Origin of the sequence: Streptomyces sp. NPDC059455 (assembly GCF_042750115.1) — a bacterium.
Lineage (GTDB): Bacteria > Actinomycetota > Actinomycetes > Streptomycetales > Streptomycetaceae > Streptomyces > Streptomyces endocoffeicus.
In genome coordinates, this window is the sequence record NZ_JBHYVB010000300.1 from 1 (window position 1) to 10,585 (window position 10,585).

Genomic DNA, 10,585 nt, shown 5'->3' on the forward strand with positions numbered 1-10,585 from the left:
CATGATGGTGTTCTCCGAACGTAAGAGACATGGGCGACGCGCAAGCGAACCCCGGACCCAGCTCAGCGGCCGAGCACGGTCTTCAACGCCTGCGCCCCGTCCTGGCGGCCATGCGTCGCGGCCGCCTCCATCACCGTGCCCTCCAGCCTCCGTCGGCACCAGAGACCGATTCTGCCTAGGACTGACGGGGCGATGCTCGTCCGTTGTCTCCGAGCGACAACGAATACGTCGATCGCAACGAACCCGTGCATGCCATCCCGCAGGGCATCATGCCGGGTCGTGGCGATACGTCGAGATGTCAATGTTCGGCCGGCTCCGGTCATCCTGGAGGAGAACGCCACGGCCGCACCCGGGGCTCCGAGTGGAGGACGCCTGTACAGACGGCTGTCGATGCGGTCAGCCCACTGCTCGACCCATATCGTGCGTCAGTCTCGCAAGACGGACGCAAAGGACTGCTTTCCGACTGATGGCGTTCCTGCCGCCTTGAACATATCCATGTACGCCATCAACGGCTTTCAGAATTCCGGGTTCGCCATGACAACGCAGGACCATCCGCAACGCTCGCCCGTAATATCGAAAGCCATACGCGTATGGACCACATCCCAGACCCGGGAGGGGACGGTGATACACCTCCCCGTGCACCTGGAACCGGGCCATATCCAGGTGCTCGCCACGCCTCAGCGGATCCGTCGCACGGGTGGGCTCCCATCGGTCGTCACCGCACGATCGACGGTTGTCTCATCCTCTTCCAGATGCTCAAACCGTCCAGGCCATAGAGCCAGCAACTCACCCGTGCCGTACCGTCGATGCACATGGAACGCCTCGGGCTGACGAAGCAGCCAGAGGCCGGCCGAGCCCTGAAACGTCACGACGGAGCAGTGAAATCGACGATTCACGTCCATTGCCTCGCGGAGGCGGCCGTGGCACTGCGGGCAGCCGCCCGCGACCTGCCGGGCGCACGGCCCACCGCCGAGGCGGAGGAGCCACCGATACTTCGCCTGCTGTTCTTCCGGGCTCCTCTGAAGTTAGTAGTGGAATCGCCAGGCGAGGCCACTACCATCGCCGCATGCATCAGGCACCGGAGCTGATGACCTCGGGCGTCCGACCGCTGCGCCGTTCGCGCAAGGTGGTGTGCGGCCCGAGGTCTGGTGGCGGAACGAGAAGAACTACTCGCGCGCCCATGGGGGCCGTAGCTGCCGCCTTGCACCTACGGGAGGTTGCGGGCCATGACGATCCGCTGAATCTGATTCGTACCTTCATAGATCTGCGTGATCTTAGCATCGCGCATCATCCGCTCCACCGGATAGTCGCGTGTGAAGCCATAGCCGCCCAGCAATTGCACGGCGTCAGTGGTGATCTGCATGGCGGCATCCGAGGCGAAGCACTTGGCCGCAGCTCCGTAGAAGGTGAGGTCGGGGTCGACGCGTTCGGACTTGGCGGCCGCGGCATAGGTGAGCTGGCGGGCGGCCTCCAGCTTCATCGCCATGTCGGCGAGCATGAACTGCACGCCCTGGAAGTCGCCGATCGGCTTGCCGAACTGCTTGCGCTCCTGGACGTACCCCTTGGCGTGGTCCAGCGCGCCCTGGGCGATACCGAGGGCCTGCGCCGCGATGGTGACACGGGTGTGGTCCAGCGTCTTCATCGCCGTCGCGAAGCCGGTGCCGTCGGCACCGATCATGCGGTCGGCCGGGATACGAACCTGGTCGAGGTATACCTCACGGGTCGGTGACCCCTTGATGCCCAGCTTCTTCTCCGGCGCGCCGAACGACACGCCCTCGTCGGACTTCTCGACGACGAACGCGGAGATGCCCTTCGACCGCTTGCCGGGGTCGGTCACGGCCATGACGGTGTAATACTCCGAGACGCCCGCGTTGGTGATCCAGCGCTTCACGCCGTTGAGAACGTAACTGTCGCCTTCGCGTACCGCCCTGGTCGTCATCCCCGCCGCGTCCGAACCCGCGTCCGGCTCGCTGAGGCAGTACGAGAACAACGCGTTACCTTCGGCCAGCGGAGCCAGGTACCTCTTCTTCAACTCCTCGGAGCCGGAGAGGATCACCGGGAGCGAACCGAGCTTGTTCACCGCCGGGATCAGCGACGAGGAGGCGCACACCCGCGCGACCTCCTCGATGACGATCACAGCGGCCAACGCGTCCGCGCCCGAGCCGCCGTACTCCTGTGGCACATGCACCGCGTGCAGGTCGGCGGCGACCAGCGCCTTGAGGGCCTCGGCCGGGAAGCGGCTCTGTTCGTCCACCTCGGCGGCGAAAGGTGCGATCTTCGCCTCGGCAAGCGAGCGGATCGACGCGCGGAGCATCTCGTGCTCCTCCGACGTCTGGTACAGGTCGAAGTCCTGATTCATGGCAGGAATACCTCAGTCTCTGGCCCTGCCACTGGCAGACAGGGACGCGTAGGAAATCAGCATGGACCCCGAAGTGGAACTCAGTACCATCATTATGCACACTGAGTTTCACAGATCCAATGCCACGTGACGGGGTGGTGTTAGGTTCCCCGTATGAGCGAGGCACAGGCACAGGGGCGGGGAGCCGGCGGCTCCGCGAAGCCCTCGAAGCGGGAGGCCCTGATCGCGGCGGCGTTCGATCTCTTCACCAAGCACGGGTTCGAGCAGACCACGGTCGATGACATCGTCCGGCTCGCGGGCGTGGGCAGGAGTTCCTTCTTCCGCTACTTCCCCTCCAAGGAGGATGTGGTCTTCCCCGACCACGAAGGCTGCTTGGCCGAGATGACGGCCTTCCTGCAGGATGGGAGCGGCGAGGAGGATCCGGTGATCCGGGTTTGCGACGCCGCGCGTCTCGTCATGCGGATGTACTCCGGCAACCCCTCCTTCGCCGTTCAGCGGTACCGTCTGACCAAGAGCGTTCCGGGGCTCCGCCACCATGAGTTGTCCGTGGTATGGCGCTACGAGCGCACCCTCGCCGACTACCTGCGCCGACGCTTCGTGCATCGGCCCGACGGAACGCTGCGCGCTGACGTGATCGCCGCCTCCCTGGTGGCAGCTCACAACAACGCGCTCCGCGCATGGCTCCGCTCTGGTGGACAGGACGACCCCACGGCCCACATGGACCACGCTCTGCGGTTCGTGCTGAACTCTTGGGGGCCGGAAGGCGAGGCCAGAAGCACCGACGAGGAGGACGCCGACGACGTCGTAGTCCTGATCGCCAAGCGGACGGCGCCGATGTGGCGCGTCGTCCGCGGGATCGAGACCACGCTCGGCGACCCCTGACTCCGCCCTGTTCCTCGCATCCATCTGGTGAGACTCAGTACTCTTAGAGGGAGAACTAAGTCTCAAACCGTCTACGACGGTACGCGGAGCACGTTCCCCATCCATCAGCCAGTTGGGCGTCGAGGAACAAGCCCCGGCCGCCTTTGTCGTCCGCGGAGGCTCTGCGGACATGGATGCCACGTCTCTTCACGTCACGCGGCGTCTGGTTGATCGCCGAATTCGACACCGCGAGGTAACGCTCGGCAGCCGAGAAAGCACCCTTGGGTTCCTCCGATTCAAGAAACGGGATCACCGCGCTGCCGGACGGACGTGAACAGGCAGCGGTCCACTGGGGTGCCAAGCCGCCGACGCAGGCGATGGCCGATGCCGCCGCCATGCCGCCGTGGCGACGGTGCGGTTCGCCCTCGATCAGATACAGGCCGGGTCGGTCCAGGAGCCGCTCGGGAAAGCCCACCCTATGGGCACCACCACGTTCCGGGACAGACACGACCTCGCGTTGCACCTGGTCGGGGCCTTGGGAGCGCAGGGAGGCGCCGGCACGGAGAGCATCATCCCGATTGTTCTTGACATGTGAGGCGGGTGGGTCGGTTGTCTGCGCACCGGCCCCGACGATCACGATCCGCGCATCCGTAATGGCGTCGAGGGCCGGACGTAGGCCGAACCGACCGGGCCGCTGCCCACACACAGGACGTCGGTCACGAGAAGGCCTCCTGCCGCGACGGCCTCGACCCACCCACGGCTCACACGGGCGCTTTGTAGGGTTCCAGCGACGTGCCGTCGACCTCGATGATGACCCAGCCGCCACCCTTCTTCCGCCACTGCGCCCTTCAGCATCACGGGGCGACCTCGTCCCTGAGATGGAGGACCACGTCAAGGGTCGTAGCGGGTGTCCGCACCCGAGGGGCGAGGAGGTCAGCTCTGGGCAGTGGGCCGGACGACGATCTCGTTCACGTCGACCGCGGCAGGCTGTTCGATCGCGAAAGCGATGGCCCGGGCGATCGCGTCGGGGGAGATCGCCATACGGTCCCGCATCTTCACGATCTCTGCCCTGACCTGGCTGTTGGTTGACGCCTCGGCGAAGTCCGTCGCAATTGGGCCCGGTGAGACGGTGGTCACCCGCAGGGAGTCGCCGGCTTCCTGGCGCAGTCCTTCGCAGATGGCACGAACCGCGAACTTGGTGCCCGCGTAGACGGCCATGGTCGGCACGATGCGAAACGCGGCCGTGGAGGCGGTGGTGATGAAGTGGCCGGTGCCCTGCGCACGGAAGACCGGCAACGCGGCGCCGATCCCGTGCAGCACACCCTTCACGTTGACGTCGACCATATGGTCCCACTCGTCGACGCGCAGATCGTCGAGAGGCGAGATCGTGCCGACTCCGGCATTGCTGACGAGTACGTCGAGTCGGCCGAATCGCTCACCGGCCAGCGCGACCAGGGCCTGCAGGTCGTCCCGCCGTGTCACGTCGGTGCGGATCTGCACGGCTGCGCCACCCGCCTTCTCGATCCGGGCCACCAGTTCCGCCAGGCGTTCGGACCGGCGTGCGCCAAGGACGAGTCGCGCGCCGCGTTCGGCGAGCAGCAACGCGGTTGCCTCACCGATGCCGCTGCTGGCTCCCGTGATCGCCACCACTTTGCCGTTGATTTCGGACATGAAGTTGTCCTCTCCGTTCTCGGCACCGGGACCGGGAGGCCGAGCGGCAGCGGGCCCTGGAGAAGCGTCCGGAAGCCGCTGCGCACTGGACCGTCGGGTGTCGGTGTGACCGTGTAAGGCCGTCGGCAGTGCCGCGACCCGTGCTCGCACACCAGTCTCCGGGAGCATTAGCCTGGTATCCAGACCGTATTTATTCTGGAACTGAAGGTACTGCCGTCATGCCTACGCAGCCGGACCAACGCCGTCAGCTGAGTGAGTTCCTCCGCAGCCGGAGAGAGCGCCTGACCCCTGACGAGGTGGGCCTGCCCCAGACTGGTCGCCGTCGCACTCCGGGACTTCGCCGAGAGGAACTGGCGCTGCTGGCCGGGATCAGCGCCACCTGGTACACATACCTGGAGCAGGGGCGGGAGATCCGCGTCTCCGAACAGGTGCTCAACGCACTCGCGGCGGCGCTGCGGCTCGACCGGCACGAGCGCGATCATCTTCTTCATCTTGCCGGTCACGCGCCTGCGGCCGAAGCTGAGGAAAGCGAGCCGCTAACGGCCGAGGTGGGTGCCGTCCCCCTGTTGCTCCAGCCGAACCCTGCGTACATCATCGGCGGTAACTATGACGTCCTCAGCCACAACCAGGCGGCCGACGAGTTGTTCCCGAGGCTCATCACCAAGGCGGAGCGGCCGGCCAACTTCGTCCGCTGGGTGTTTCTCGAGCCAGTGGCCCGGGACGTTCTGGTCGACTGGGAACCCGAGGCACGCGGCCTGCTCGGCCGACTTCGGACGCTAGCCGTACGCCATTCCGGCGACCCGCGGTACACCCGACTGATCGAGGAACTGAACGAGGGCAGTCCGGAAGTGCGGGACTGGTGGCCCCAGTACGAGGTGCAGGCCCGGCACAGCGGTCGGAAACGGCTACGGCACCCGCAACGAGGAGCGATCGACTATGTGTACACCGCTTTTCACCTTGCCGAACAGATGGAACAGACGCTGGTCGTCTATTTCGACAGCAGCGAACCGCCCAACGGGGGCGTAGCCGTGACCGGCGAATGAAGGAAGAGGTCGACGGCGGCGTCCGCTCACGGTTACGACGGCGGGGCACCAGCGGAACCGGAAGCACCCAGCCCTCGCCGAGATCCATGAGCAGGTTGCGGACGAGTTGGGTGACCCATGCACCAGCGGGGAGGCGCGGTGACGCCCAGGACATGGACACGTATACCCCAGGCCGGTTCTCTCGCCAGGCGCTGGATAAGTCCGGCTGTCTCTTCCAGCAACGGTGGCCGACCGGGTCCAACCGCGAGTCTGGCACCACTTCCAGCCCCAGTGCCAGATCAGCAGCGTACCTGGGGTGACCAGCCGACGGCGGCGTAAAGCGCATGGCAGCTGCCGGGCGAGAACGGAGAGCACGGCACGGTCAGCCCATGAGAGCTGTGGCCGCTCGATCTGTCGGCGCAGCACAGCGACCTCCTGGCGAAGCACGAGGATCTCGGCGTTGTTCGCGGCGTGATGCCTGGTAGGCGCCCTCCTGAGGCTCGACCTGGGCCGCGAGACGACATTCGACGTTGCTTTCGGTCTCTCCCACCCGTCTCCCACCTCTGACCAAGGGCCTGGGCCGGCCCGGCGACCTGGAGACGGTGCCGCGCACCGACCGGCAGTGGGGCGAACAGCCACCGTGATCCGGCGCATCGGACTCAGGACACCTCGCATACCGCCAGGTGGTCGGGGTGACCGTGCCGGCCGAGGTATCCCTCCCCGACCGTGCTGTACGCGCCCGGCGGGAGCGTGGAGCACAGGCCGGTCGCGCCGTCCTGGTAGACGACCACCACACTCACGGTGTCCGCGCAGTTATTGGCGGCATTGGTGTATCGCCAGCTCTCGGACATCGCCACGCAGGCAGGGGCCGGCCCGGATGTCCGGTCTCCGGCGGCGGCCGGCACGGACAGGCCGAACGAGAGAATCAATGCTGTGACGACTCCTGCGGACACAGTGCCCCATTTGATCCAACTCTGCATCATTTCCTCCTCGTCCCGCCGACCGGGTGTGTACATGTAGTTGAGTGATTCATCCCGCAACATGCCTTGAGGCCTTCAGAAGTTGAAGATTCCGGTAGGGTGAGCACGAGCGCAACCCGATGAGCCCTCTTTCAGACAGCCCAGCCCTTTCGGATCCGGCAGCCCGTCACCGGCGCGAACGCGCCACCTGGGGCATCTGAGGGACCAGATGGCGCTTCAACCACTCCAGCCGCCTTCGGAGGACATGCCGTCGAGCCAGGTCACCGGCGCCCGACGCCGACCGAGACACTGCGGCCTGCAAGCCGTCCGGCAGCAGCTGGGCCGATCCTTGGCCGGAAGGGGGTGGACGGCCGGTCACCGGATAGCCGAGACCCCAACGGTGCCTCAGATAGGCAGAGCATCCCGGCGGAAGGAGTGTCGTGGCTCGAGTCGTCGAACGCATCAAGCAGTTCGCGAGGAGTCCGCAGAGTAGGCGAACGATCGAACAGGTGCGCCGGACCGCAGCCGATCCGCGCCGCCGCGCACAAGCCCAGGAGCTGGTACGAAAGCTGCACGGCCGCCGATGAGCCCGCAACACAGCCGGGCAGCCAGGCCCTGAGCGTACGGTCGGGCACGGCGAGCGCGTAGGAGGGCCGGCGGCCCGTGCGTGGCGCAGGAAGAGGGCACGGGTTCCGACCTGTAGGGCATCAACCGCCGCGGCTCACGGCGGGCCGGCCCATAAACGCCACGCGCGACACGTTCTACCGGCCTCTGTGGGAGTCCTTCGCGCGGGTTAGACCTCGCCGTCTCTCGGCAATCCGGGCGCGGCGAAGTCGGAAGGCGACTGGCTGGAGCTGAGCATGACCGACCGCGCGGAGGAGGCCCTGGCCGCGGTCGACTGGGCCCGCGGCCGTGCCGACATCGACAGCCGCCGCATCGGGTGGGCTGGCTTCGGCCCGGGCCTCGGGGACGGCGTGGTGTGCGCCCACACTGGCCTGCCCCAGCCGGGCGGCGCCTCCCAAGTCCTCGCCCTCGGGGCGGATGTGATCACCGCACCGCTGCTGGCTGCCGCATACGGGACGGCCGGCCTGCGGCTCGCCATCGGCTGCCACGCCCGTGTGACGACCTCGGCCCTGGCCCCTGCCGGACGCATGACCCTCATCAACTACCTGGCCCAGCCCCTGGTGGGTACGCTGATGTTCACCGGCTACGGCACCGCGTTCGTCGGCCGCGTCGCACCGGTCTGGGTCGCCATGATCACATTGACGCTGTTCGTCCTCCGGACGACCTGATGCCGTTGGTGGCCGCGCCTGCATCCGTCGGCCCGTGGAATGGTCGCTGCGCGCCTGGACCGACCTCACCCTGCCGCCCCATGGCAGGGCGGTTGCCTGTGCTGATCCGAAGGCCGCTGCGGGCGTGCCTCCGCCGTGTCCGCGCTTCGGTGCCGCCACCGTGCTGATCGTCGACGCCGACACCCGGCTCGTCGTTGTGGTCAGCCGGCCAGTACCCGGCAGCCGCAACGGCTGCACAGCGTAGGAGCTGACCGGTGAAGGCATCCGTCGGCAGCGCCACAGTGGTGGCCGACGAGCGCTGCCTTCCGGACGCTGGTGCGGTGCGGTCCAGGTCTGGAGCGGGTCGTCCGCAGTCTCCGACAGCGCTCCCATACGACACCACGCGGCGGCCGTACTGTACAGTGCTGAACGGTAGTTGGTATCGGGCCGTCTCTTTTGTGGCAAGTGTTCAGGTCACGGTTCCCTCCAGGCCGAGTTCTCCACGCAAGATCGGCATGTCCTCGGCACCGACCAAGGAAGCGCTGGTGAGAACGCATCGCACTCCGCGTACGGCCGCCGCCCTCGCTTTGGGTGCGGTCCTGCTCGCCCTCCTGACCGCCACCCGGGCTCGGGCCAACGATGAGGGCTTGCCGACGGTCACCCCGACCAGCGAGACCCCCGCCCTCTACGACGACGAGGCGGGCGGCAACTCCGACGCGGACGACCCCGCGATCTGGCGCAACGCGGCCGACCCCGACCGCAGCCTCGTCATCGCGACCGCCAAGGAAGGCGGCCTGCGCGTGTACGGCCTGGACGCCCGCCTGGTGCAGTCACTGCCCGCGCCGCGTCCGCCGGCCCAGGACGACGCCCCGGGCCGGTTCAACAACGTCGACCTCGTCACCGGTCTGAAAACCCCCACCGGCCGGGCCGACGTGGCCGTGGTCAGCGACCGGGGCAACGACCGGCTGCGGATCTACCGCATCGACCCGTCCAAGCCGGGCGCCCCACTGACCGACATAACCGACCCGGCCGCCGTCCCGGTCTTCTCCGCCGACCAAGCCGAGATCAACGACCAGCGCACCGCGTACGGCCTCGCCACCTGGCAGGACAAGGCCACCGGCCGCTCCTACGCCTTGGTCAGCCAGCGCGAGCGGACCCGGCTCGCCCTCGTCGAACTGACCCCGACCGCGCGGGGCACCGTCGACTACCGCAAGGTCCGCACCCTCGACCTTCCGGCGTCATTCCGTCTGCCCGACGGCGCCACCTGGTCCCCCTGCGCCGAGCCGGGTGAGCTCCCCCAGGTCGAGGGCATGGCGGTGGACCCCGCCACCGGCACCCTCTACGCAGGCCAGGAGGACGTCGGTATCTGGCGGCTGCGCGCCGACCTGACCGACAAACCGGTTCTGGTGGAGAAGGTCCGTGAGTACGGCGTCCCCGGCGTCTACGACGAGACCACCGAGGAGTGCACGGCCGGCGCCGACCCCGGTTTCGGCGGCGAGTGGCTGACAGCGGACGTCGAGGGTCTGACCCTGTTCCAGGAGTCCGACGGCGACGGCTACCTCTTCGCCTCCAGCCAGGGCGACAACACCTTCGCCCTGTACGACCGTGAGGTGAGCGAGGACAACGAGTACGAGGGCGGCTTCCGCGTCGGCGCGGCCTCCGCGACCCTCGACGGGTCGGAGGAGTGCGACGGCGCCGCCGTCCTGAACGCCCCGCTGGGCAGCCGCTACCCGAACGGCATGCTGGTCGTCCAAGACGGCCACGAGACCCCCGAGGTCCCCGATGGCGAGGGCGGCACCCGCACGGCGACCGGCTTCAAGTTCGTCGACCTGGGCGACGTGATGGACGCCGCCGACCTGTGACGTCCGCACCGCGCTGACACCTCCGACGGCCGCCGGGCGCTCCACCACACCTTGCGACCAGTGCGACCGTGTGAGCCAGGCATGTCCCGCCCCCGCACCAGTGGCACGCCGTCTGCCGACACCTCGCCGTCCTCCCCTGTACCGCTCCGCCCCTGCTGCGCGCGATGCTCTCGTACTTGAGCAAGCAGATCGGTGGCCACCTCGGGGGCACAACGCCTCACACCGAGTCCTCGATGGATTCGGTCGGGCGCATTCGGTGTGGGCTGTACGTATCCATCGTTTGGCGAGTGGGGTGGACTGCGGGATTTACGGCGGGGTCGGGATGGCCGCTGTGCCGTTGCCGGCGAAGACGGCGTCGAATGCGGCCGGTGAACTTATTGTCCCGGTCACGACGGATGAGGAACCGGAAGCACCCAGCGTGCCCATCCTTGGACGGACGCAGAGCCCCAGGTCAACCCGCGTACAGCAAATAAAGACACTCTTCAGGGCTATACGTGGGACGATGCCACGGTTGCGTAGCCACGTCAGGCGCTCGGTGGAGTGGTACGCCTTGTCCGCGCGGAGCCTGCCGGGCCGGCGT

The 10,585-nt window shown here is 67.5% G+C and carries 8 protein-coding genes and 1 pseudogene; 4 read left to right on the forward strand and 5 right to left on the reverse strand.

The genetic code is table 11. The annotated features are described in order from the left end of the window. Positions 1-1,207: 1,207 nt before the first annotated feature. The gene (locus ACFXB5_RS49815; RefSeq protein ID WP_385221752.1) at positions 1,208-2,359 is read right to left on the reverse strand and encodes an acyl-CoA dehydrogenase family protein; all 1,152 of its coding nucleotides are present in this window, start codon (positions 2,357-2,359) and stop codon (positions 1,208-1,210) included. Between the two features lie 153 nt (positions 2,360-2,512). On the opposite strand from ACFXB5_RS49815, the gene ACFXB5_RS49820 reads away from it, so the two are divergent. Next, positions 2,513-3,241, forward strand: a complete 729-nt coding sequence (locus ACFXB5_RS49820; RefSeq protein ID WP_385221755.1) for a TetR family transcriptional regulator — start codon at positions 2,513-2,515, stop codon at positions 3,239-3,241. 55 nt (positions 3,242-3,296) lie between these two features. Here ACFXB5_RS49820 and ACFXB5_RS49825 read toward each other — a convergent pair whose 3' ends face one another. Together ACFXB5_RS49825 and ACFXB5_RS49830 are read right to left on the reverse strand one after the other, a co-directional pair. Beyond that, entirely contained in the window at positions 3,297-3,695 is a 399-nt protein-coding gene (locus ACFXB5_RS49825) for a hypothetical protein (RefSeq protein WP_385221758.1), read from the reverse strand. A 458-nt stretch (positions 3,696-4,153) separates the two neighbouring features. Beyond that, positions 4,154-4,891 (reverse strand): SDR family oxidoreductase, encoded by a 738-nt coding sequence (locus ACFXB5_RS49830; protein ID WP_385221761.1) that lies wholly within the window; start codon positions 4,889-4,891, stop codon positions 4,154-4,156. Between the two features lie 218 nt (positions 4,892-5,109). Between ACFXB5_RS49830 and ACFXB5_RS49835 the strand changes: the two genes are divergently transcribed. Next, on the forward strand, positions 5,110-5,934 hold the full coding sequence (locus tag ACFXB5_RS49835) for a helix-turn-helix transcriptional regulator (RefSeq protein ID WP_385221764.1): 825 nt from the start codon (positions 5,110-5,112) through the stop codon (positions 5,932-5,934). Positions 5,935-6,572: 638 nt separating this feature from the next. On the opposite strand, the gene ACFXB5_RS49840 is transcribed toward ACFXB5_RS49835, so the two are convergent. Continuing rightward, entirely contained in the window at positions 6,573-6,956 is a 384-nt protein-coding gene (locus ACFXB5_RS49840; protein WP_385221767.1) for an alpha-amylase, read from the reverse strand. A gap of 776 nt (positions 6,957-7,732) precedes the next feature. Here ACFXB5_RS49840 and ACFXB5_RS49845 point away from each other — a divergent pair. Together ACFXB5_RS49845 and ACFXB5_RS49850 are read left to right on the forward strand one after the other, a co-directional pair. Then, a complete protein-coding gene (locus ACFXB5_RS49845; RefSeq protein ID WP_385221769.1) occupies positions 7,733-8,164 on the forward strand; it encodes a DUF418 domain-containing protein in 432 nt (143 codons plus the stop codon). 494 nt (positions 8,165-8,658) lie between these two features. Further along, positions 8,659-10,005: a phytase gene (locus ACFXB5_RS49850; protein WP_385221772.1), complete on the forward strand. Its 1,347-nt coding sequence runs from the start codon at positions 8,659-8,661 to the stop codon at positions 10,003-10,005. A 474-nt stretch (positions 10,006-10,479) separates the two neighbouring features. On the opposite strand, the pseudogene ACFXB5_RS49855 reads toward ACFXB5_RS49850, so the two are convergent. Then, a pseudogene (locus ACFXB5_RS49855) lies at positions 10,480-10,585 on the reverse strand (IS5/IS1182 family transposase); the annotation flags it as partial.